At 43.4% G+C, this 24,819-nt stretch carries 18 protein-coding genes and 1 riboswitch; of the genes, 14 read left to right on the top strand and 4 right to left on the bottom strand.

What is annotated here, in order from left to right:
* Positions 1 to 9 precede the first annotated feature (9 nt).
* Positions 10 to 414 (top strand): VOC family protein, encoded by a 405-nt coding sequence (locus tag ACFWMP_RS17955; RefSeq protein WP_379424383.1) that lies wholly within the window; start codon positions 10 to 12, stop codon positions 412 to 414.
* 51 nt (positions 415 to 465) lie between these two features.
* Here ACFWMP_RS17955 and ACFWMP_RS17950 read toward each other — a convergent pair whose 3' ends face one another.
* Together ACFWMP_RS17950 and ACFWMP_RS17945 are read right to left on the bottom strand one after the other, a co-directional pair.
* On the bottom strand, positions 466 to 1,962 hold the full coding sequence (locus ACFWMP_RS17950; protein ID WP_379424598.1) for an N-acetylmuramoyl-L-alanine amidase family protein: 1,497 nt from the start codon (positions 1,960 to 1,962) through the stop codon (positions 466 to 468).
* A 207-nt stretch (positions 1,963 to 2,169) separates the two neighbouring features.
* Positions 2,170 to 3,360 carry a PstS family phosphate ABC transporter substrate-binding protein gene (locus tag ACFWMP_RS17945; RefSeq protein WP_379424382.1) on the bottom strand — a complete coding sequence of 397 codons (1,191 nt, stop codon included), beginning with the start codon at positions 3,358 to 3,360 and terminating at the stop codon, positions 2,170 to 2,172.
* A 208-nt stretch (positions 3,361 to 3,568) separates the two neighbouring features.
* A riboswitch (FMN riboswitch) is annotated at positions 3,569 to 3,717 on the top strand.
* A gap of 126 nt (positions 3,718 to 3,843) precedes the next feature.
* Here ACFWMP_RS17945 and ACFWMP_RS17940 point away from each other — a divergent pair.
* From ACFWMP_RS17940 to ACFWMP_RS17910, 7 genes are all read left to right on the top strand, one after another.
* A complete protein-coding gene (locus ACFWMP_RS17940) occupies positions 3,844 to 4,803 on the top strand; it encodes a DMT family transporter (RefSeq protein ID WP_339242787.1) in 960 nt (319 codons plus the stop codon).
* A 303-nt stretch (positions 4,804 to 5,106) separates the two neighbouring features.
* Complete coding sequence (locus ACFWMP_RS17935; protein ID WP_042190311.1) at positions 5,107 to 6,858, top strand: sensor histidine kinase; 1,752 nt, start codon at positions 5,107 to 5,109, stop codon at positions 6,856 to 6,858.
* Positions 6,859 to 6,869: 11 nt separating this feature from the next.
* A complete protein-coding gene (locus ACFWMP_RS17930; protein WP_379424597.1) occupies positions 6,870 to 8,510 on the top strand; it encodes a response regulator transcription factor in 1,641 nt (546 codons plus the stop codon).
* Between the two features lie 109 nt (positions 8,511 to 8,619).
* Entirely contained in the window at positions 8,620 to 10,323 is a 1,704-nt protein-coding gene (locus ACFWMP_RS17925; protein WP_042190306.1) for a type 2 periplasmic-binding domain-containing protein, read from the top strand.
* Positions 10,324 to 10,570: 247 nt separating this feature from the next.
* Positions 10,571 to 11,461 (top strand): ABC transporter permease, encoded by an 891-nt coding sequence (locus ACFWMP_RS17920; protein ID WP_379424381.1) that lies wholly within the window; start codon positions 10,571 to 10,573, stop codon positions 11,459 to 11,461.
* Positions 11,462 to 11,485: 24 nt separating this feature from the next.
* Positions 11,486 to 12,364, top strand: a complete 879-nt coding sequence (locus ACFWMP_RS17915; RefSeq protein WP_042190304.1) for a carbohydrate ABC transporter permease — start codon at positions 11,486 to 11,488, stop codon at positions 12,362 to 12,364.
* 2 nt (positions 12,365 to 12,366) lie between these two features.
* Entirely contained in the window at positions 12,367 to 13,413 is a 1,047-nt protein-coding gene (locus ACFWMP_RS17910; protein WP_379424380.1) for a glycoside hydrolase family 53 protein, read from the top strand.
* A 54-nt stretch (positions 13,414 to 13,467) separates the two neighbouring features.
* Here the strand turns inward: ACFWMP_RS17910 and ACFWMP_RS17905 are convergent, their stop codons facing one another.
* Positions 13,468 to 14,502 (bottom strand): glycoside hydrolase family 53 protein, encoded by a 1,035-nt coding sequence (locus ACFWMP_RS17905; RefSeq protein ID WP_042190300.1) that lies wholly within the window; start codon positions 14,500 to 14,502, stop codon positions 13,468 to 13,470.
* Between the two features lie 263 nt (positions 14,503 to 14,765).
* Here ACFWMP_RS17905 and ACFWMP_RS17900 point away from each other — a divergent pair, with 263 nt between their 5' ends.
* The 5 genes from ACFWMP_RS17900 (at position 14,766) to ACFWMP_RS17880 (ending at position 20,213) form a co-directional block, all read left to right on the top strand.
* Positions 14,766 to 15,428, top strand: coding sequence for a stage V sporulation protein AA (locus tag ACFWMP_RS17900; protein WP_042190298.1), 663 nt, complete (start codon positions 14,766 to 14,768; stop codon positions 15,426 to 15,428).
* The gene (locus ACFWMP_RS17895) at positions 15,425 to 15,850 is read left to right on the top strand and encodes a stage V sporulation protein AB (RefSeq protein ID WP_339242777.1); all 426 of its coding nucleotides are present in this window, start codon (positions 15,425 to 15,427) and stop codon (positions 15,848 to 15,850) included. Before ACFWMP_RS17900 ends, ACFWMP_RS17895 begins: the two co-directional genes overlap by 4 nt.
* Before the next feature lie 710 nt (positions 15,851 to 16,560).
* Positions 16,561 to 18,174: a spore germination protein gene (locus ACFWMP_RS17890; protein WP_379424596.1), complete on the top strand. Its 1,614-nt coding sequence runs from the start codon at positions 16,561 to 16,563 to the stop codon at positions 18,172 to 18,174.
* A 127-nt stretch (positions 18,175 to 18,301) separates the two neighbouring features.
* Positions 18,302 to 19,636: a diaminopimelate decarboxylase gene (gene lysA / locus ACFWMP_RS17885; RefSeq protein WP_379424379.1), complete on the top strand. Its 1,335-nt coding sequence runs from the start codon at positions 18,302 to 18,304 to the stop codon at positions 19,634 to 19,636.
* Positions 19,637 to 19,781: 145 nt separating this feature from the next.
* Positions 19,782 to 20,213: a peptidylprolyl isomerase gene (locus tag ACFWMP_RS17880; protein ID WP_042190291.1), complete on the top strand. Its 432-nt coding sequence runs from the start codon at positions 19,782 to 19,784 to the stop codon at positions 20,211 to 20,213.
* A 58-nt stretch (positions 20,214 to 20,271) separates the two neighbouring features.
* On the opposite strand, the gene ACFWMP_RS17875 is transcribed toward ACFWMP_RS17880, so the two are convergent.
* Positions 20,272 to 21,030 carry a YwaF family protein gene (locus tag ACFWMP_RS17875; protein WP_042190289.1) on the bottom strand — a complete coding sequence of 253 codons (759 nt, stop codon included), beginning with the start codon at positions 21,028 to 21,030 and terminating at the stop codon, positions 20,272 to 20,274.
* A gap of 280 nt (positions 21,031 to 21,310) precedes the next feature.
* On the opposite strand from ACFWMP_RS17875, the gene ACFWMP_RS17870 reads away from it, so the two are divergent.
* Positions 21,311 to 24,754, top strand: a complete 3,444-nt coding sequence (locus ACFWMP_RS17870) for a collagen binding domain-containing protein (RefSeq protein WP_379424378.1) — start codon at positions 21,311 to 21,313, stop codon at positions 24,752 to 24,754.
* Positions 24,755 to 24,819 lie beyond the last annotated feature (65 nt).

Genomic DNA, 24,819 nt, shown 5'->3' with positions numbered 1-24,819 from the left:
TGAACGGGGATGAAGGTCCAAGGATTTAATCATGTGACGGTAAATGTGAGTGATTTATCACGTTCATTGAATTTTTATACTGGTATTTTGGGTCTTCAGCTAATACACAAAGGCAATACAGATGCCTATCTGGAATGGGGAAGCGCATGGATTTGCCTCATTGAAAAGCCAGAATACACTGAATTAATGGGCAGTGTAATTGGGATAGACCACATTGCCTTTAGTATAGCGGAAGAACATTTCGAGGAGGCTTTACAGGTACTCCGTACCCACGAAGTACGAATCATTAGAGGACCTGTTAAAAGGGGAGTAGGCTGGACTGTCAACTTTCTCGATCCAGATGGGATTCAGTTAGAGCTACACACTTCTAATCTAAGAGAACGAATGAGTGTTTGGAATAACAAACAAGAATAAAAATAGAAAGGGGAGCTTCTTAGCCAATTGGCTAAGAAGCTCCCCTTTTTTCTATCGACCTAAATATTCCTTAATCCCTAGAACTACTGCTTCGGCTATCCTATTCTGAACATCTACTGTGAAGAGTAATGCTTCGTCCTTGGTATTACTTAAGTAACCGCATTCTAATAAAATGGCTGGCATTTTAGTTTCTCTTGTTACATGATAATTTGCTTGACGAACCCCTCGATCCTGAAGACCTGTAGCAACAGTAAGATATTTATGAACGGTTTGCGCGAATAATAAACTATCTTTACGTGTGTAATAGGTCTCTGTACCACTAGGATTGCTCTTACTGCCCACTGGGATACTATTGGCATGGACAGAGATAAACAAATCTGCTTTTACCTTATTGGCGAGGTTGGATCTGTCCTGCAGGGTCGGGTATGTATCATCACTTCGAGTGAGCACAACCTCGATATTTGGCTCTTTCTTTAGTAATTCTGCAATTTTTAGTGCTGTTGGCAAGGTGAAATCCTTCTCTTTGCGGTTACTTCCAGTGCCGGGATCTTTCCCACCATGTCCTGCATCAATAACGATTATCTTCTTGTCTGTGTTGCCAGTAGAAGGTGGAGGCGTTGTGACGGGTACTTCAGGTACAGTGGTTGCAGGAGGCGTGGTGCTTGTCCCATTTAGATCCACTATAATAAGTCCATCGTTAGCATTCGTTACACTGTAGTTATTCGCACTGTTCAGATCAATCACGATCCGGATCGTAGAGGGAGAACTACTGAATAATGAATAACGAATGGTTGAGACATTAGGATATTCGGTAATCGTCAACTGCCCACTTTGGTTTTTTCCGACAGAAAGGTTCTGATGAAAGCTGTCGCCAAAGCTGGTATTCGGTAAATCTACGACAATTCGGTCTTTATCTGTCATTGTGAATACATTTGGTGTTACACTGCCGTTCATCGCGATGATGAGCTTGTTATCGATGAAGCTAAGATTTGTGACTGCTGCCGTTGAGGTGTTTCCATCAGTCGTTGTGTTACCATTCGATCCATTATCAGAGGGTGCGGTTACAGATGTGTCTGGAACTGTAATTTCTGGTTCGCTTCCGCCAATCTCTGGTACTGGAGAAGTTAAGTATACCGTTTTGCTCACATTATCCCAACCGACAGTAGTTCCTGTCTGTTCACCAACAAATCTTAAAGGAACGAGGGTCGTGTTGCCACTGAGAAAAGGAGGGTTGTCCAGTTTTACCTGTTTCCCCGAAGCCTCTGCCATCGCATTATTCACGATAAGCTTTAATGTCGTTCCCTTTTGCTCAATGGTTGCAGTCTTGGTCACATTATCCCATTTCACGGTATAACCAAGCTGCTCCGTAACGAGGCGAAGTGGAACCATCACGCTTCCATTTACAATTTGAACTTGTGCTTCTTTTGAAATCTTAAGATCATTGCCGTCTAGATTGATGTGTGTCTCTGCAGAGCCGGCATAACCAGTTCCTGGATGAACCAGCACCAACAAAAGCAGCAGTAACGCCAAAAAACCAAACTTCTTCATCTGCAATCCCTACCATCCCCGTTTCTTGGTTTCTAGCAATTCTTACTTTTTCTTCCTATGATGCAGTTTCGGCTTATATAAATCTTAAACGACAATAGTTTCCAAAAGTTGCGCTCTTTTAGAGTGAAAAAGGAAAAATTTCGGTATAAAAAGCGAAAAGAGAGCTTTCCCAAACATTTGGGTTAGCTCTCTTTTCGTAACAATATTTTATTGCAAAGAAGTATAACCCGTTTTTTCTACCAATTCCTGACCTTGAGCAGATTGCATCCAATCTAGAAAGGGCTGAATATTGGGGTTGTCACTTCCAGCAGTCACAGCATAAAATTCTGTAGCCAAAGGGTACTGTCCACTGCGAATACTTTCTTTGTCGGGCTTAACACCATCAATGGCGAGTAGTGCAATTTCCCCACTTTGATTCATTTCTGAGGCGTAAAATAAGAAGCTGTACCCGAGTGCATTTTTATAATTGCGATAACTGGAGGTTTGTTTAATAATTCCACTCATAATATCCGCCACGTCTTCCTTAGGAGGTGTCATGAGTGTAGTGTCTCCCATAAACTTTTGCAGCATCGTCTGGCTCCCACTATCCTCTGGGCGTTGAAAAGCGCGAATACGGTTATTAGCTCCGCCTACATCTTTCCAATTGGTGATCTTGCCTGCGTAGATATCTTTAAGCTGGGCGGTGGAAAGTCCAGTTACTTCGTTTCGTTTATTCACAAAAAATACGAAAGCCTCGCGGCCGATGGGTGTGAGCTTCAGCTCAACGCCTTTTCGCTTCGCATGTTTCTGTTGGGCAAGAGAAGGAGCAGCGACAAAGATAATATCAGTTTCACCTTCGATTAGTCTTTTGTAAGCTTCCGGTGTGCTACTGCAAATCACTTGACTTGTTTGGAAATCATATGGATTATAACTGGCCGCAGGATAAGCAGATTGCACGAAAGCTGAATACAGTGGGTATAGTGCGGTTGCGCCATCCAATTTTGGTAAGTTGTTATCGATATGATATGAAGAAGGTTTATCCAAATTCACTGCTTTGGTATTCTCAGCAAAAGGTTCGTATTGTACCAAATTAACTTCCCGATCATCGACCGTGGCAATGCTGTTGATATATGCTTGTTTGATCTCATATCCTGCGGTTACGAGCACACTAAGTCCGAGGATGGATAGCAACATAATATTGCTTGTTTTTCGGGACAACACATTAAATATAAGGAGTACAACATAAATAGCTATCACAACAGATAAAATCGCCACAAGTGGAGTATAAAACATTAGTCCCCCGAAAAGCGCGGTAATTATCGAACCTATGAATCCTAAAAAAGCTATGACTCCGACAGCAAAAAAGGAGAACAATAACTTCGTCCAGAATGACTCCTTCGTCCAAAATGATTCCTTCATAACAACCTCCTTAGAAAAATTCCTAAACTATGGAAAAATAAACATAATTTCATTATACAGATTTTTTGGGATGGGACAGTAGAACAATAACGAAAAAAATATGTAAGAAAAGCTGTGATACATGAAAATTTTATGTATATTTTCATAAAGTACTGGACGAATGGCAAGAAGAGGTTTATTCTGAGATTGTGAAAAAAACAACGGAATACAAGATTCTCGGGGTAGGGTGAAATTCCCAACCGGCGGTAATGTTCAAAGCGAACTGAGCCCGCGACTCACTTGTTCTGCTTGCAGAGAAGTGACTGATCTGGTGTGAATCCAGAGCCGACGGTAAAGTCCGGATGGGAGAGGATCATAAGATAAAGGCGCTAGGAGTCTATCCTGTACGTCTTTATTGATAATGCCCCCGAGTCGACCTTTTATGGTGATTCGGGGGTTTTTGGTCTCTTATCGAGGGTTTGTATCGACAAGGAGAATGGAATTATGAGTAATGTAACAGCTTCATCATCAGCTAGTAAGGTAAGCAGCACGTCGCCGTTACGCAGTGGGTTTTGGCTCGTTGTGTTCGGTGCAGCACTATGGGGCGTTGATCCGCTCTTTCGTATTATCCTCTTAAAATCTTTGACCTCATCGCAAATTGTTCTTTTGGAGCATGTGGTGCTTTTCTTGGCTGCTTCCCCTGTTCTTTGGCGTCACCGGGAGGAGCTAAAAGGTATTGGATTTCGCCAGATTGGAGCTTTGCTAATTGTTTCCTGGGGAGGTTCTGCCGGGGCGACAATTCTATTTACGATGGCACTCTCCAGTGGGGATTTGAATGCTGTGCTGTTGCTGCAAAAGCTTCAGCCGATATTCGCTATCGGGCTTGCAGCCTTAATTCTTAAAGAACGTCTGCCTAAAAATTTCGGAATCCTCATTATTGTGGCACTGGTAGGAACCTATCTGCTGACCTTTGGCTGGAGTATTCCATTCGGACATGTGAACAACTTTATCGGTGTTAGCAGTCTGATGGCCTTAGGAGCGGCCGCATTGTGGGGTGGCTCAACAGTAATGGGACGTTATCTGCTTGGGTCTATGAAATATGAGACAGTGACTTCCCTAAGATTTATATTGGCGCTGCCGTTGCTTTTCGTTATCACCACATTAGAAGGTGCTCCTTGGCAGATTAATGGTGGGTTTGGTGCATCTGCTGCCATAGCCATTAATTTGTTGCTGCAGGCTCTGCTGCCAGGACTACTCAGTATGCTGATGTATTACAAAGGACTAAGCACTACTAAAGCTTCCTTCGCTACATTGGCTGAACTAAGCTTTCCTATGACGGGAGTAATCATTAACTGGATCGTATTCCAGCAGCTCGTCACGCTACCGCAAATTATCGGGTTCGCGTTGATCTGGACCGCTTTATTCTTCATATCGAGTCAACAATCTAAAGCACAAACGCTCTGAACAGACTCTGATTGTATAGATTGAACTAAATAAAGTATAAAGGGATGATTGGAATGCCTAGCGGCTTTCGGATCATCCCTTTTTGTATGTCTCTACAATACATTAGACTGCAAAAACTGCAGAAATGTTTCGTACGTAGCATATAGCGTAATAATTTAAGCCTTTACAATAGAGAGGACGATAACAGTGCTTGAACAAGCTATCACCTGTCTACCTCATTTTGCAGGGAGAAATTATCTATGCGTTAATGAAGATTATTTGTACAATAGAGGTTATGACATTTGAGTCGGAGTGTGAAGGTAAGTGTATAGATATAATTTATTTACCAAAATCGTAAGTATCATGGTCATCATGCTGATTCCTATTACGATCCTCTATTTCTATTCCAATAAGACGACCACGGATGTGCTACGTACGGAGTTAAATACTTCGAACAGCAATCAGCTCAGTTTTTTTCAGAATCAAGTAGAGAGCAATATGGAGCTGTTGTCCTCCTGGCCGATCCTGCTCATTCATGATCCTGATATTTTGAGCTTAAAGGATACTTATTTGAAGGGAACACATTTGAACCTGGATGCGATAAACACGATTAAGCGGATCCAGACCAAAATCAGTATTCAGGAAAGCTCCTCCAACTGGAAGAGTAAGTTGTATCTATATTCACCGTCCATCCACCGAATGGTGTCAGAGAATGATGCTATACCGTATTCGGATGAGGATTTGAAGCGGGAAGTAAAGTCAGGCTGGCATGTAGAAAAGATCATTGAGCAAGATGGCGACCATTTTGTGTTCTCTTGGTTTTCTTTTACCCCCTTCATGTCAGAGTTCACTCCTGAAAAGGCCAATACGATTATGAAAGTGGAGTTTGACAGCCGAAACATTGAAGATATGCTGGATAAATTCAAAAGTGATGGCAGGAGAGATCCTTTTTATTATAAACAGGGCACTGGACTTATCTTTAACCGTAGTGCTGACAAGCTACTAGCTAATGAATTGGTAAAAAGGCTGGAGCAAGAGCAGCTGAAGCAAAGTGAAAATCGTACCGTGAACATTAATGGTGAGTCCTACAGTGTAAACATAGTCTATTCGGATAAAATGGGCTGGTATTTGATCGACTATATGCCGCTGTCAGAAATACTGCATCCGATCCAAACCTCCAATCGCTTATTTTATTTTGCTATTGGTGCATTGTTATTAATGAGCTGTCTCGTAGCCTATCTACTGTATGTTCAGGTGCAGGTGCCCGTTAGATTATTGGTAGGAGGCTTCCAGAGGTTGAAGCAAGGAGACTACTCTGCGCGGGTGGAGATCAAAGGTAAGAATGAGTTCAGCTTTCTGTCCGGAAGGTTTAATAGCATGGTGGAACAGATTCAGAAGCTGATTGAGAATGTGTTAATGGAAAAGATCCATGTTCGAGAAGCTAGATTAAAGCAGCTTCAATCCCAGATTAATCCGCATTTCTTCTATAATTGCTTCTCATTTATTACGAGTATGGCGAAGCTCGATAATATGGGTGCTGTCGTCGGTATGTCGCATAATTTATCCCGGTATTACAGATATACGACCCGCCAAGAACGCGATCTTGTCGCTTTATCTGAAGAAACGGAATTTGTGACTCACTATCTGGAGATCCAAAAAATGAGGATGAGCAGACTTCAATATGAAGTTCATATCCCGCCGCAAATGCGGAAAAGAGATCTTCCTCCGTTGGTTCTTCAGCCTTTGGTCGAAAATGCGGTTATCCATGGGATTGAACCTGTCTCTAAAGAGGGGCTGGTGCGAATTACGGGCACATGCAACGGAAGAGTTATGACATTAACGGTTGAGGATGACGGAAAAGGCATGACCCCGGAGGAAATTATCGTATTGGAAAATAAGCTAGGCAAAGCGATGGATGAAGAAATGGGCTGCGGGCTTTGGAATGTGCATCAGAGAATGCGGCTGCGTTTTGGTGAGGATGCAGGATTGACGATTGCACCATCATCACTCGGAGGATTGCAGGTTAAACTTCAGTGGTTGTTACCGCTAACTGACAATAATATGGATGACATCTAGGAGGGAATATGATGATAGAGATATTGTTAGTCGATGATGAGCCTTATGTAACAGAAAGTCTGGCCCGCACGATTCCGTGGAACGAGATTGGCGTAAAGCAAGTGCATCAGGCGGCATCGGGTGCCGAGGCTCTGGAAATATTGGAACAGCAGGACATAGATATCATGGTTACTGATATTTCGATGCCTGGAATGTCCGGTTTGCAATTAATTGAAACGGTGAGCGAGAGATGGCCGGATATCCGGTCGATTCTGCTGACAGGTTTTTCTGATTTTCAGTACGCTAAGAAGGCGATTCAGCTACAGGCTTTTGATTATATTTTGAAGCCAGTAAGTGATGAGGAATTTATCAATAGTATCTCCGGAGCGATTGAGTCTCTAAAAGACGAATGGGAAGCACATGATAAATATCATTTGCTACTCTATAATCGCAAAGCCGATTACAGTGTTTTGCGGGCCAACTTGATGCATGAATTACTACTTGGAAGAGTGCTCTCTGAGCGGACACTTGCATTAAAGCTTAAGGAATATGAAATCTCTTTCGAATCAGATGTTGAAGCGGCGATGTTATTGATTCAGTTGGGTAAACATTACGCCGCAATGGATCATCATTCGGTTTCCCTAATGGAATATGCCATCGGCAATATTGCCGAGGAGCTCTTTAAGGAGCAATTCCATGTCTGGTTTTGCAAAGCACCCCATGATTGTTTAATTTTGCTTGTGGAACTGAAGCCAGTCATCCAGCGAGAGTTAGAGAAGTCGAATAATTACGATGCTGCGAGACAACAGATCCTTAAGTCAGCGATTGCTAACTTCAGAATTAGTGTGAGTAACTATCTGAAGGGTGAGATATCGCTTATCGTAACGGAGTGGTTTGCTTTTCCCGAAGGGATGACGGCTGCCTATCGAAGTGGCTTAAGTTCAATGTATTTGACAACACATAATGAAACAGGCTCGGTACTTTATCTGGGGGATCGTCATCTTCAGGAGATGATGAGCATCAAATCACTCGAAAGTCTTTATCGTCCGCCAACGCTCATTCATTTGCTGGAATCTAAGCAATGGGATACAGCCCGTCAGAAGATAGCTGATGTGTTCCGAGATATGGAGAATGCACGCTTTTCAAGTGAGCATCTGTATGAAGTCTTTCTGTCCATTACTAATGCATTCATGTACATTGCCCACAAAGGGGGGCAGTTCATCTCGCAAATCGATCAATATGCGTTCGATCCGATGCTGACACAGAGCATTATTGTTTCTTTTGACAAGCTGAAGGACTGGGCTTTTGATATGTTAAACAAGCTGCAGAAGGAACTCTCAGAAAGTGATCAGAACACGAAAAGTTACATTATAAAGCAGGTACATGAGCTGGTAGGAAACCATTCTGGGCATGATCTGTCGGTCAAGACGATAGCGGATCATGTGTATCTGCACCCTGTGTACTTATCTAAAATATATAAGGCAGAGACAGGAGAAGGGCTCGGAGACTATATTATCCGCATGCGGATGGAACGTGCACTTTATCTACTTAAGAATACGAATAAAAAAATCTATGAAATCACGACCGAACTTGGATATCAGAATCCGCAATATTTCAGCAAAATGTTCAAGAAGCATTACAATATGACACCAAATGAGTTTCGTGACGGATAGAGAGGTTGAGAAAGGTGCAGAAACCTTGTTTAAATGACGTATTCGACATCATCTTCGTTCCCTATAATTAAGTCATAACCAACACTTAAGGAATCTAAGGGGGAACAAAATGAGCGCGATGAAGAGAAAGAGATGGCTGCCGCTCCTGTGTATGAGTATGCTTTTGGTAGGTAGTCTCGCAGGTTGTTCGGGCAATAATGCTGCTGATGGAAAGAATACAGCCGGTGATACGACTACCAATACAACATCTAATTCTGAAAACGCCTACAAGGATAAATATGATCCTGAGGTAACCATTACAACGGTATGGGGTGTTGACCCTGAGCTTAAATTCAAGAACGGGGAAAGCATTGAGAATAACGTAGCTACGAAGTGGACAAAAGAAAAGTTCGGCATCAATATTAAATCACTTTGGTCCATTACAGATACGAATGGTGCTTTTGGAACCAAACTGCGCCTGTCGATGTCATCTGGTCAGGAAATGCCCGATGTTGTAACGATCGGTACGGGTGATAGCACGATTGCTCAGGATTTGATCGATTCCGGTATGTATGCTGAAGTGGGAACACTGTTTGATAAATACGCTTCAGCTACTTGGAAAGAAGCCATGGCACAGGATCCGAACGTATGGAACCAATACAGCCGTGATGGCAAAAGAATGGGTCTGCCTGTTCTCGATTACGCGTACAACCATGATTACATTCTTTGGATCCGCCAAGATTGGCTGGACAAGCTAAATATGCAAGCACCTAAAACGATAGATGAGCTAGAAAAAGTTATGGATGCATTCAAGAATCAGAACCCTGATGGCTTGGCACCAGACAAGGTAACTCCGCTTAGTATCGGCTTTAAGACATCGATGAACACTTGGATGGGCGATCCTTCCTGGATCTTTGGTGCTTATGGAACGCTTCCGCAGCAATGGAATCTTGATGCTGATGGTAAATTGGAATACGGCTCTGTAAATGCAGGTATGAAGCAAGGGCTGGAAAAAATGAAGGAATGGCTCGCAAAAGGTTACATTCCTCAAGAAGCAGCGCTTTGGGATGAGAACAAAACAGCTGAGCCGGCAGTGGCGGGTACAGCAGGTATTCTCCCAGGACCTTACTGGATGAGCGGTTGGCCGCTTCAAGATACTGTGAAGAATGCTCCGGATGCTGTATGGGCTCCAATTGAAATTCCAGCGGGACCAGATGGTAAAGTTATGCGTCATGGAACACAGTTCACCAACGGTGTAACTCTGATTAGCACTAAGATGAAAAATCCAGAGGCATTCTTCACCTATCAAAACTATCTGTTCGATAACTTCGCTGATCCTAAGCCTGGTAGCGAGCTGGATAATGGCCTCTTCGCAGGATATGACTATGAACTAGATGCAAACGGTAAGATGATTGAAAATGATAAAATTGCTGGTGGTTATGTGAACAGCGTTCGTTATATGCTGGTTCGTGACGGTGCCCGGATTCCGGATGCCCAAATGAAAGCCCTTCTTAATCTTGCAGATGGTGCTGAACCAACCACTCGTTTGGAGAAGGATGTAGCTGTGAACTATGGTAAGGATACCCCTGCAGCTGCAAAGGTTCTGCTGGCACAAGAGGATAAATCCTTCAAAAATATGTTCACTGGTCCTACTACTGAAACTATGAAATCGAAGATGGATTATCTGAACAAAATCGAGAACCAAACGTTTAATGAGATCATCTATGGCAACAAGCCACTAGAAGCTTTCGATACCTTCGTAACGACCTGGAAATCAGGCGGCGGCGACCAAATCACTAAAGAAGTAAATGAATGGTATGACAGCGTAAAATAATGCTCTGTGAAGGGTATAAGTAGCACAATTAGGGACTGTTTCCTCAGCTGTTTATTTAGCTGTGGGAACCGTCTCTTTTTGCGTTAGCGGTTATCCGAATTTGTATAAATTAGCTTCTGTTTCTATACGGTAAAGAGATTGGTTTTGTACCATATATATTGGTTTTGCTCGCTATTTGGGGAATCCTGTCGTTGCTATAATTTGAGTATGGTTACAGAAGAACTTGACACGATATGGGGGACCAAGGATGAGAACACTTAAAAAAACATGGCCATTTCACTTAATGTTGCTGCCGGCGATGATATTCCTGATCATCTTCAGCTTTATCCCGATGGGCGGAATTGTGATGGCGTTTCAGGATTATAAGCCATGGCTAAAAATTTCGGGATCAGCGTGGGTTGGATTAGATAATTTCCGCTATCTATTTGAACGTAATGACAGCATGCAGGTCATTTGGAACACATTGATTATTGCCGTTCTGAAGATGATCTTCAATCTGGCTGTGCCATTTGTTTTCGCCATTCTTTTGAATGAGATTCGCAAGGTTTATATACAGCGTACAATTCAGACATTGGTTTATTTACCTCACTTCTTGTCTTGGGTCATCCTTGGCGGGATCTTGCTAGATTTGCTTGCTACAGATGGCTTCGTCAATCAGATCCTCTGGAGTATGGGGATTAAACCCATCTTTTTCTTAGGAGATAATAACTGGTTCAGGTTCACCGTCATTCTCACAGATGTATGGAAGGAATTTGGTTATAACACGATCGTCTTCCTGGCTGCTCTAGCAGGAATTAACCCTTCATTATATGAAGCTGCTGAAATAGATGGTGCAACCCGCTGGAAACAGACACGTTTTATCACAATGCCTTCTCTACTGCCAATGGTTGTTGTGGTAGGTACTCTGGCTCTCGGAAATGTATTGAATGCAGGGTTTGACCAGATCTTTAACCTCTACAATCCGCTGGTCTATCAGAAAGGCGATATTATCGACACCTTCGTATACCGGACAGCTATTCTGAATGGTGAGATGGGCTTTGGTACAGCAATCGGACTGTTCAAGTCAGCCATTAGTATGGTCCTAATCCTTGTATCATACAGTCTGGCTAAAAAATGGGCAGGATATCGCATTTTCTAAACTACCAATGGAAGAGGGAGACCTATGTATTACAAAACTAGAGGTTATCGTATTTTTAACATATTCAATACTTGTTTTCTGATCATACTCGCACTCATGTGTATTGTTCCTCTGATTCACGTATTAGCTGTATCTTTCAGTGCCAAGTCTGCGGCTGATGCCAATCTGGTGGGCTTGTGGCCAAAGCAGTTCTCTCTGGAAGCTTATAAAAAGACAATGAATAATCCGATATTCCTACACTCTATATGGGTATCCGTACAAAGAACTGTACTCGGAACCGGACTTACGCTTCTGATTACATTTCTGGCAGCTTATCCGCTATCTAAGGAAAACTCAGCCTTCAAAGGCCGGAATGTTTATTCCTGGTTGTTCGTGTTCAGCATGGTGTTTAATGGTGGTCTGATTCCATTCTATATTGTTATTCAAAAGATTGGCTTAATGGATTCCTTCTGGGTACTCGTTCTGCCAGGTGCGGTGAATACATTCTTGGTAATTCTGATGCTGAACTTCTTCCGCGGTATTCCTAAAGATTTGGAGGAAGCTTCGCTAATTGACGGCGCAGGACATTTCCGTACCTTGTTCAGCATTTACTTACCGATTTCATTACCATCGATTGCGACGATTGCACTGTTTAGTATGGTGTTCCACTGGAACTCCTGGTTCGATGGACTATTGTACTTGAACAATTCCAAGCAGTTTCCGCTGGCGACCTTTCTGCAGACCGTTATCATTCAACGGGATATGAGCTCCATGAGCATTAATCCGAAGGAGATGGAATTAATCTCGCAGACAACGGTTAGAGCCGCGCAAATCTTTATCGGGGCTGCTCCTATTCTAATTGTATATCCATTTTTGCAGAAGTATTTTGTTAAAGGAATGACACTTGGTTCTGTAAAGGAGTAGGGATGATGATAACGACATTTATTAATGGAATGGACATCTCGTTTTTGGATGAAATAGAGCAGGGTGGAGGCAAATTCCATAGTCGCTCTGTTCGGAACGCTGAGGAAGGTGAGGATTTACTCCACATCCTTAAGGACAATGGAGTAAATGCCATACGGCTGCGGATTTGGAATGACCCTCCAGGCGTCTTTTGCAATTTGGAACGGACGCTGGTTATGGCAAAGCGGATCAAAGAAGCAGGGCTGGATTTTCTACTGGATTTTCATTATTCAGATAAATGGGCGGATCCAGCTAACCAATGGAAGCCAAAAGCTTGGGAGGCACTTGACTTCAGTGGTTTGACATCCGCCGTGTATGATTATACACGCGAGACCCTTAAAGCTTTACAGTCCCAAGGCACACTGCCCGATATGGTGCAGATCGGTAATGAAATTACGCCAGGCATGTTATGGGGAGAAGGCAAGGTAGATGGAGATTGTGATACTCCGGAGCAGTGGGAGCAGTTCACTACGCTAGTTAAAGCAGGTATAGCGGGTGCGAAATCCGTCGATTCTGACTTGTCCATCATGATCCACATTGACCGGGGTGCTGATCATCCGGCGAGCCGTAACTTTTTTGATCGTTTCTTAGAACATGGCGTAAATTTTGATGTTATCGGATTATCATTCTACTCTTGGTGGCATGGTACTTTGGACGACTTGCAGCTTAACCTGAACGAATTAGCGCTGCGTTATAACAAGGATATCATTGTGGTGGAAACAGCCTATCCATGGACACTGAATGCACCTGAAGGATTTCCAGTAATTGTGAATGAGGAAGCCCAGCTCCATGAAGGTTATCCAGCCACAGTAGAAGGTCAAGCTAAGTATATGAAGGATTTCATAAACGTAATTGAGAATACACCTAACGGAAAAGGAATCGGCTTTTATTACTGGGAGCCTGCTTGGATTCCTTTGCAAAAGGAATGGTCTGTCGGGCATGAGAATGGGTGGTCCAATTTAGCTTTGTTTGATTTTGAAGGTAAGAAACTGGATTCGCTCCATTTCTAAAGATTATTAGAAAAGAAGACAGCCAATGGTTAAGCACCGTGGCTGTCTTCTTTTTTAATTCAAAAAGGCATCTAAAGCCACCGTAGGCTTACCAGAAGAATCAAAGGCACCTTTTGTGTAAGCGTACCATGTACCATAACTCTCCGGCTCCCAATAGAACACGCCAAGCCCTTTGCCGCCACTTACCGATTTTGTTTTGCTAATGATGTCGGTAAGAAAAGCTTTAGCCGTTGTTGGAGCACTAACGTCCATCCCGACCTCAGAAATGATCACTTCTTTACCATACCGGGCAACCATATCATTCATATTCGTTAATGTCTGAGCATTCAGTGTAGACCAGTTGCTTGTAGTAGGATAGAGTGACATGCCGATCACATCATAGTTGGCACCGTTAGACTTCAGACCGTCAAACATCCAGCGGAATAAGGAATTGTCGTAGCCGTTAGAGAGGTGGACGATGACTTTTGAACTACTACTGACCGCTTTTACTGCACTATATCCTGAATTGATCAACGCAGCAAAATTACTCATACTTACAGAAGCCTTTCCATCCTCCCAAAGCATTCCATTATTCGTCTCGTTCCCTACCTGTACCCATTCCGGCGTAACACCGCTAGCTTTGAGTGTATTCATAACATCATACGTGTGGTCATATACCGCTGTCTTTAGAGCTGTAAAGTTCTTGCTGGTCCAGGCAGCAGGTTTCTTCTGATTGCCGGGATCTGCCCATGTATCACTGTAATGAAAGTCAATCATGATTCGGAAACCCATGTTCTTGGCCCGAACGGCCTGTTTCACAACATCGGCTTTGTTAGAGAAATTAATGGAAGGGTTAACCCAGACCCGTAGTCTAATGGAGTTCATTCCGTGATCTTTGAGAATTTGCAGTAGGTCTTGTTTCACACCGTTATCATTGTAAAAAGACCAATTATAGTACTCCATCTCCGATAGCCAGCCTACATCAGCCCCTTTTGCAAAAGTCGTAGCAGCTTCCGCTGGTTTGTTATTCCCAAAGTTGAAACACATACTAAACACGAGAGACAGGCAAACGAACAATTTGAACGTTGTTTTTGAGTTCTGTTTGTTCATGATCATAACCTCCGGATTAGGATTTTAACAACAGGTGCCCTTAGTTTAGCTATGTTTGTATCCGTTTACATAAAACTCCTCCCTTTCTCTTTTATAACAAGATTGTAAGGTGGGGTAAGCATTCCCGATACCAATAAAAATTCAACATTTCAGCATCTTTGGAAATTGATTCAGAGCTTCAAGAGTAAAAATAAGGCTTTACTCCCATACTACCGTTATCTTGCACCGGAGCTACTTGACCACAACCTTTAGGAGGAATGCGGATGAAACAACATTCTGCTCCCGCCATCTATATACAGCTTAAGAACCGGGTGACGGTGCCCAAAGGTAAAGGTGTCACATTGGGTGATATTGCATTTTTGATCGCGGAGCCAGAGCTGAAAGAGTCGCTGGAATCTATTCTGCTAATGAAGCCAGAGCAAAGTGACGGCAATCTGATTTTGATTGATCTTCTGATGGTTATTCCCCGCATTTATGAGCTTTTGCCGGAAGCGGACATTGAGCCGATCGGCGAAGGGAGAACGATTGTTCAGATTGAAGGTCCAGTGGAGAGGCGGAAGCCTTCAGTAGCGATGTTTGTCTTAGTGTGGCTGCTGCTGTTCTTTGGGTCTGCGCTGACCATCATGAATTTCCATGCAGATGTAAACATGCAGGAGGTTCAAATCCGAATCGTGGAGATGATAACCGGTCATCGGGATGAGCATCCGGTTGTATTTCAGATTGCGTATTCGCTGGGAATCGGCTTTGGGATGGTCATTTTTTTCAACCATTTATTTAAGAAAAAGTGGAATGAAGAGCCTACACCGCTAGAAGTGGAAATGTACCTGTATCAGAAAAATATCGACCAATACGTCATCAATGAGGAGTATAGCAAAATGAGGCGCCGTGGAGAAAATCAACCAGAGAACGTGGAGGACGGAAGATGACGGCACCTATAACACTAGGGTTGAATTTGCTGCTGGGTATTGCAGGGGGGATCGCAGTAGGTGGTGGTGTGATCGCTTTATTTGTGGTTCTCGACATGGTGCCCCGTCTGGCTCAATTAACTTCTTCTTACGATAAAGTACATTGGTACGAGGGTGCGATGGTAGCTGGATCATTGCTAGGAACCGTAAGTGATTTTTGGAATTGGAAAATATCCTCAGGTCCTTTAGTTGAACTTGGTATAGGACTTTTTGACGGGATTTTTGTCGGGATGCTTGCTGCAGCATTGACCGAGGTATTAAATGTGCTGCCGATACTCGCTAAACGCTTGAACATGACACATTATCTGTTCGGCCTGTTAATGGCGATGGTAAGCGGGAAGGTCGCGGGTTCTTTGTTCGACTGGTTTGTATACCGACAGTAAACGGGGGTTATGGAATGAGCAAATTTATTCACAGCGGTGATTCTGTGCCAGAAGAGGATCATCAGGAAGAAAACGCTGCGGCTGCCGCAGCAATGAAGAATACCGCAGAGGATCTAGTTGATGATCATACCGAGGTTAACGGAGCTTCTATGACCAGTGAAGACGCAGATCCGGCGGAAAATACTACAGCAGCTGATCCGAGTCAAGAACAGCAGGATGCACAAGCAGCTGCGGAGCTAGGGGCAGAAGAGCAAAGCGCTGAAGCATCAGCTCAGCCGGATTCAGGGCAGCAGGATGCAGAAGCAGCTGCGGAGCTGGGGGCAGAAGAGCAGAGTACCGAAGCGTCAGCACAGCCCGATTCCGGGCAACAGGATACAGAAGCAGCTGCGGAGCTAGGGGCAGAAGAGCAAAGCGCTGAAGCATCAGCACAGCCGGATTCCGGGCAACAGGATACAGAAGCAGCTGCGGAGCTAGGGGCAGAAGAGCAAAGCGCTGAAGCATCAGCTCAGCCCGATTCCGGGCAGCAGGATGCAGAGGCGTCAGATGAGCTCGGGAATCAGGAGCAGAATGAGCCTGGTAAAGGATTTTTTGCCAGGTTATTCGGCTTAGATTCAGACTCGGAATCCGAAGATGAGGTACAAGATCAGAATACCCAACAAGCAGGCGGATCAGGGTCCGCAACAGAGTCCGGGGAAGAATCTCAAGCCAAAGTGACGCCAAAGTCCAAACTATCTAAGAAGCAAGCGCAACAAGAGTCACAAGACAGCAATCAAAAGGGGAGCGGCAAGCTACAAAAGAAACGGGATCGCGAGCACTCCAACTCGTTAAAAGAATCCGTCATTTACTGGCAAGGTAATGATGAAATCCCAATGTCCCTGCAAGATACGAAACAAACACTTACTGAGGTAATGGGACTGGGCACAAGCTTTGATGTAACGTTCAGACAGATGTCCTTTGGCGGACATAAGACAGCTCTACTCTGTTTAAGTGGATTTACCAACACAGATGTGACCGATGATATTCTAAAACGTCTGACCTATCTCACCTCTGAGAATCTGTCTACGGGTGTGCTGTCTAGCTTTATGAATGAATATGTCCCTCACATCCAGGTGGAAGAGGGGAATTCTTTAAGCGAAAGTATCGAGAAGGTACTAGAAGGCTTGAGCGTGCTATTCGTCGAAGGTGAGAACAAAGTTATCATCATGGATACTCGTTCTTACCCTAGTCGCAGTCCAGCCGAGCCTTCGATTGATCGGGTGGTGCGCGGTGCGCGCGACGGTTTTACAGAGACTTTACTGAGCAATATCTCGCTTGTCAGAAGACGGGTTCGAGATCCAGGGTTAAAATATGAGCTATTTCGGGTTGGGCGACGGACACAAACAGATGTATGCGTGGCTTACATTGATGATATCGTTGATAAAACACAGGTCAAGTCTGTTATCGACAAAATCAAAAGCATTGATATTGATGGTATTCCTCTGGCAGATAAACAATTAGAGGAGGCGATTATCGGCGGTGGATGGAATCCATATCCTATGGTGCGTTATTCTGAACGCCCTGACGTCGTAGCTTCCAATTTATTGGAGGGACGGGTAATAATATTTGTAGATACCTCACCAATTGTTATTGTTCTTCCGACTACCTTTTTTGATCTTTGTCAACATGCAGAGGAGAATCGTCAGACTCCTTTTATGGGAACGTACTTACGGTGGGTCCGTTTCATCGGTATATTTGCGTCCATGTTCCTGCTGCCGCTATGGATGTTGCTTGTCATTCATCCTGAACTAAAGCCGGCTATGCTGGACTTCATTGGACCTCAAAAGACCGCCAGAATTCCAATACTCGCCCAGTTTCTTATTGTGGAGCTTGGGGTTGATTTACTGCGGATGGCCGCAGTACACACTCCAACCCCTTTAGGATCAGCGATGGGTCTGATTGCAGCGATATTGATTGGCGATATAGCGGTGAAGAGCGGCCTTTTTGTAAACGAGGTTGTTCTATATATGGCTGTAGCTTCCATAGGCATGTTTGCGACCCCGAGTTATGAGCTGGGTCTTGCGAATCGAATAGTCAGGCTTGTATTATTACTAGCCGTAGCGGCATTCCAGGTGCCTGGATTTATGATTGGCACGACGCTACTGACTATTTTCCTAACTACCCATCGGTCCTATAACTCCTCTTATATGTGGCCGTTCATACCTTTTAATGCAAAGGCAATGAGCGAAATTCTAGTGCGCAAGCCAGTCTTAAGCTCGAAGACAAGGCCGTCTTTCAACAAAACTAGAGACAATACAAGAGTGCCGCCTACTCAAAAGAATGATTAACAATCGTAGGAAAATACAAAACTACTGCAAATTAGTCCATTCAATGGAGTTCCCACTGTCTGTTATACTGAATACACTAAAGACAGGGTGGAACCTTGATATTCCACAGAAATTGGAGGACTAAAGAATGTTTCTACACGGTACTAGCCAAATTAACGATGCTGGGCATTTGGAGATCGGCGGATGTGATGTAACTGAATTGAAGGCGGAATATGGAACCCCGCTATATATATTGGACGAGCAATTGGTGAGACAACGTTGCCGGGAATATATGGATGCTTTTAAATCCTCTGGACTTGGGTTCCAAGTAGCTTACGCAAGTAAGGCGTTCTCAGTAATGGCTATGGTTCGTTTGGCTGATGAAGAAGGCTTGTCGCTTGATGTTGTATCTGATGGCGAACTTTATACTGCTTTGCAAGCTGGCTTTCCTGCAGAACGCATTCATTTTCATGGCAACAATAAGACGTCTGAAGAGATCGAAATGGCGATTGATGCCGGGATTGGCTGCTTTGTAGTCGATAATCTGGTAGAGCTTAATCTTTTGCAGTCGATTGCATCACGTAAAGAAGTTAAGGTTAACATCTTGTTACGTGTGACACCAGGTGTCGAAGCTCATACGCATGAGTATATTACAACAGGCCAGACCGATTCCAAATTTGGATTTGATATCGGTAATGGATCGGCTTATGAAGCAGTTAAAGCGGCAGTCAGCAAAAAGAATTTAGTGCTGCTTGGCGTACATTCCCATATTGGTTCTCAAATTTTTGAAACGGATGGATTCCAGCTTGCTGTTGAACGTGTAGCGAGTTTTGCTCGTAGTGTTAAAGAAGGTTTGGAAGTGGACTTCCGTGTAGTAAACCTAGGTGGAGGTTTCGGTATTCGTTACGTTGAGGGTGATACCCCGTTACATGTTTCTGAATATGTAACTGCAATTACGGATGCCGTGAAGACTCATTTTGCTGGTATCTATAATGCTTTGCCTGAAATTTGGGTGGAGCCGGGCCGTAGTATTGTTGGAGATGCAGGTACTACACTTTATACAGTAGGTACGAACAAGGATATCCCAGGCGTGCGTAAGTACGTTGCCGTTGACGGTGGGATGACTGATAATCCACGTCCTGCATTGTACCAATCTAAATATGAGGCATTACTTGCTAATCGTGCGAATGAAGAGGCTACAGAAACTGTATCCATCGCTGGTAAATGCTGCGAGAGCGGAGATATGCTGATCTGGGATGTAGAGCTGCCTGAGGCTGAAAGCGGCGATCTGTTGGCTGTAGCCTGCACAGGCGCTTACAATTACTCCATGGCGAGCAACTACAACCGGCTTCGTCGTCCGGCTTTAGTGTTCGTTCAGAACGGACACAGCGATCTTGTAGTGCGTCGCGAAAGTTATAATGATCTTATTGCCAACGATATTGTTCCTGAGCGTATCGCTAAACAAGCTGCTGTTGCTAAGTAACAGCCGTTAATGTTAGGTAGGGAAAACTGGTAAGGCATAAAGAGCAAGCAGGAATTACTCCTGCTTGCTTTGCTTTGTGCGTAGTTTCATAGTAATATAATTGAGGTATTCTAAATTTGTTAATTTTGAAAGGGGTCATTTACATATGGCAAAGCAAGCGAAAATTACTCTTGAAAATGGCGGCGTAGTGCTGATTGACTTGTTCGATCAAGATGCACCAAACACTGTAGCTAACTTTGAAAAGCTAGCAAAAGATGGTTTCTACAATGGATTGACATTCCACCGTGTTATCCCTGGTTTCGTAGCTCAAGGCGGATGTCCTAACGGAACTGGATCTGGTGGTCCAGGATACACAATCAACTGCGAAATCAACCCAAACAAGCACGAGCGCGGAACACTTGCTATGGCACATGCGGGTAAGAACACAGGCGGAAGCCAGTTCTACATCTGCTATGCACCGCAACCACACTTGGATGGAGTTCACACTGTATTCGGTAAAGTAGTTGAAGGTATGGATCTTGTTGATACTTTCAAAGGACGCGACAAAATGACTTCGGTAGAAATCATCGAAGCTTAAGAATTCTTAATTTAAAAAGGCTAGTCTCCGGATTATCGGAGGCTGGCCTTTTCTTATTTTAATAAGGAATCCGGCTTATTCGTTTACGTCTCGATTTACGCTGCTCTGGCACCCAGAAGAATACCAAATACATGAGCAGAAACACAATGAAGGCAAACAACTCTTCAACAAGCAGGTAATAAGGATAAGGCCCGAAATAATCCAATACAGAATAAGTGCTGGGCTTATGAGATAGGAACATGTAGTTAGATCCTAGGATGTAATTGGCGATCCACACACAAGCGGCCACAAGGTTTAGTCCAAGCATGGTGAACAGGAGGGATTTCCAAGTGGGCTTATAGCCCTCAATCCAGGTCATATAAAGAGAAGCGAGAACAATACCACCATGTGCTATAAAGAACAGTAGAAATCGGAAATGAGGGAATGGATAGACCAGATTCGGTGTGAGTAAAGCAATGAATGCTCCACCAATCCCAGCAAAATACAGAAAGGAATATAGTGCTCGGCTGCGAGTGATCAGCATGATAACGGATAGTAGTAAAGTAATTCCGCATAGTTCGAGCGGGAGTGAGCTGCTGGATTGCCATACGCCTTGAGAGAGGTACCATATTTGAAGACCTGTTTCTGAGAACAAAAGTATAATAATCAGCAGCAAGCGCACACTTTGCCGAAGTCTCACATCAGTCCGAATCTCGAATCTTAAACTGTAAAACAGTATACAGACCAATGTAATGATAGACAGAGCAATCCAATGTGAAGGGGAGAACATAATGAAATCCTCCGTACGCTGTCGATCAAAATAAGATGAAAGATGCATGGAACCAACCTCCTTCGTACCTAAAAAGCACTTCAAAAAACATCTTTGTAAATTTTTTATATTTTCTGTTTCGAAACATCCAAAAAATGGTTATATATGTATGCATTCTGTCAGCTACCCACAAAAGGATGGCTTTTCATTATTTTAACATAAGATGGGGCAATGGGCGCGGAATTACATAAGAAGCATTCGAGCATGAGGAATGGCAGAGATTACGCTTCAAGAGGGGATACAAACATAGAAAAATCAAATTGGAAAAGGAATTGGAGGCTTTAGGATAATGTTAAAGAAAAGAATAAGTGTGATGATCGTTATTCTGATGCTTGTAGCGCAATATGCCTATGGCATCGGGTTCACTTCACAAGTACAAGCAGCGGCAATCGATCAAGAGCGGAATATTATCACCAGTGTCTCAATGGCTGTATATGGTGAAGACGGGCAGACGGTTACGGATAGCGTCTATGAGCAAGAAGCTAATGTAACATTAGATTATACGTGGTCTCTTCCTAAAGCTCATCCGTACAAGCAAGGTGACACCTTTACCTTTCAGCTTCCAGAGCAGTTTCAGCTTTTTAATGATATTAGCGGCTTGTTGGTCTCAGAGGATGGAGATGTAGGAACTTTTACAGTTGAGCAGTTATCACACCAAGTAACAATGACCTTTAACGACTACATAGAAACGCATGATGACGTGCAAGGAACGCTTCGGATCAATACTAAGTTTGATAAACAAACAATCTCAGGAAGTACTGTTCAGCAGATTTTATTTCCGGTGAGCGGTGGTGTTCAGACGGTTACTGTGAATTTCAAACCGAATGTAGGATCGACCATTGAGAAGAGGGGGATTCCTCAGGGTTTTAATGCAGACCATATTCTATGGTCTGTTGACGTAAATAAATCATTAAAAACTGTTGGAAATGCAGTCGTAACGGACCCTATACCAACAGGTTTGTCACTTAGCACTCCGGTTACTGTGAGTGTGTATCAATTGAGTATCCAGTTGGACGGTTCGGTAACACAAGGTGCACTACTCGATACCAGTAAATATTCTACAGAGTTCATTGGAGGATCGTTAAATGTTCGTTTCACTGATCCTGCGATTTCGAGTGCTTACCGTATTGAATACTCCACAGCTATTACTGATGAGCATCGGCTAAGCTTCACGAATACAGCGACTTTTACAGGAGATGGGCAAGTTCCTGAAAGTTCCTCTGCTACTATTCAAGTAGAACGAGGAGGAAGTTTGAACAAGTACTCTAGCGGATATGACTGGAGCAATCAAATCATTTCCTGGGCAATCGAATATAACTATAATAAAAAAACGATTTCGCAAGGAAATGCTGTACTAAAGGATTTGTTTGATGATTCTCAAGCGTTAGTAGCCAATTCGATAAAAGTATACACGGTGCAACTGGATTCAGCGGGTACAGCAACGTTGAGTAATCTTTTGACCAAGGATATTGATTACACTGTAGTTGCAGCTTCAGACGTGAAGAAGTCAGGGTTCACCTTGCAATTTAAACAAGATGTAACATCTGCTTATCGAATCGAGTATAAGACCAAAGCTGTAAAACGTGTGTTTGAAGATACTATAATCACTAATACAGTTACGGACAGTACCTATACTGGAGAAGCTACACGCTTAATACGGCCAGCCATTTTGTATAAGAACTTATCAGGCGTAGATTATCAGAATAAAACGGTTGGATGGAAAGTCACATTAAACAGTGATAACTATCCAATGGGTCAGGTTGAAGTTACGGAGTCATTCCCGTTTGGCGGACTGAAGTTTATTCCGGAATCACTCGTAATTAGAAATTCTAATGGGAATGTATTGAATCCTTCCAAATATAGTTTGATTTACAATGCTCCTGTTCAGGCTAATAAAGGATTCAAGGTTGTCTTTAATTCGCAGATTACTGGTCTTTATACGATTAGCTATACAACGGAATTTAATAAGGATTGGATTTGGTCTAATACTGAAAATTTCAATAACAAGGTTAGGATGGACTGGTTAGACACGTCCGAAATTCCTCGCACAACAGAAGCAGAAGGGCTATTTATTCCAAGAACCGAAGCGAAAAGCAATGGTTTGAAGTTTGGTTCTTATAATGCTTCAACTAAAGAATTAGCTTGGACATTAGGGGTCAACTATAATAGCAAAACAGTTGCAGAGCCAGAAGTCGTGGATATTTTGAAATCGGGTCAAACCCTGGTTCCTGGATCGCTGAAAGTGTACACCATGAATGTTGCTAAGAATGGAGACCCAACGAAAGGTGTCGAGGTAAATAGTAGCAAATACACTTACAGTGTTAATGGTAATAATGAGCTGAAGCTCTCCTTTACAGATGCTATTCAATCCGCTTATTATATAGAATTTCATACAAGTCTTGAAGGCAAAGTCATTGGCACTTCTATTGATAATAAAGCCAGTCTCTATGATGGGGCAAAAAAGGTATCCAAGGATTTGAACGCTACCGTAAAGATTCCTTATGGAGGCGAATATCTCTTGAAAAATGGTGTCCAGAATGGCGAAAAAATCGATTGGGGCATTCAAATTAATCGTAGTCAGTCTACTGTGAAGAATGCGTTAATCAACGATACTCCTAGCGCTAATCAGATTCTGCTGCAGGATTCATTCCATCTGTATCCTACAAGCGTAGCTGAAAACGGGGATGTAACAAAAAGCGGACCTGAATTGATTCAGGGTATCGATTACAGCTTAGAAATAAAAACGGATGTAGACGGCAAGCAGTCGTTTGCTTTAAGCTTCGCCAAGGAGATTAGTAAACCTTATATTCTCGACTATCAATCCCTGATTATGGCGAATACAGGAGACAAGGTTACTAATACTGTTCGTTTCAGTGGTTTTAATGTTATCGAAATAAGCAAAGATTCTTCTAAAGAAATTATCGTCGGTGTGTCGAGTGGATCAGGATCAGGCAGCGGGGTTAGAGGTTCCTTGATGATCAAGAAGCTGGATGCAGAGGACAACTTGAAGACGCTGGCAGATGCAACTTTTGCACTCTATCGCCTTAACGGCTCAGACAGGGTATTTATTAATAGCTTAATCACAGATTCCGCTGGTACAGCAACATTCAATAAATTATGGTTGGGTAACTACGTATTGATTGAGACGACAGCTCCTAGTGGCTATGTACTTGATCCTACAGAGCATCCAGTGTCCATTCATTCCTCATCAACGAATCAACTCGTAATTACGAATCATAAAGCAGTTGAGCCTACGCCTACTGCAACGCCAGAACCAACTATAGTCCCAACCGCAACACCAGCAGCTTCATCGGAACCGACGGCTACTCCGTCAACAGAGCCGACATCAGGACCTGCGTCTACACCAACCTCAGGAGCCCCAGGAGGTCCGTTAACACCTACACCTACGAGTTCGCTGGTGCCAGGAGTAATCATCAATGATCCGGCAGTACCTGCTGGCCCTGGGAATACGACCGATCTGGAATCCACGACATCAGAAGAAGTAGGAGCTCCTGATTTAGTTATTACAGATGAAAATGTTCCTTTGGGTGAAGTCGACATTGTTGATGAGGAAGTTCCGAAAGGTACAGTCAACAACAGCACTTCAAGTGCCCCTCAGCTTCCAAAGACGGGAGAAAGTAGCCCTGCGCCGCTCTACATGACAGGTATTGGATTAATAGCCATAGGCTATATTCTAAACCGTGTGTTTAGACGTGGAGGAAACTTAAAGTAAGTGAATAAGTATGATTTGAAATTGAACGGAAAGAAGCACCCGGCGTGATTATAGTCGGGTGCTTT

The sequence above is a fragment of the Paenibacillus sp. NPDC058367 genome, from assembly GCF_042723305.1.
GTDB lineage: Bacteria > Bacillota > Bacilli > Paenibacillales > Paenibacillaceae > Paenibacillus_AQ.
This window is presented reverse-complemented; position numbering and strand designations above follow the sequence as displayed.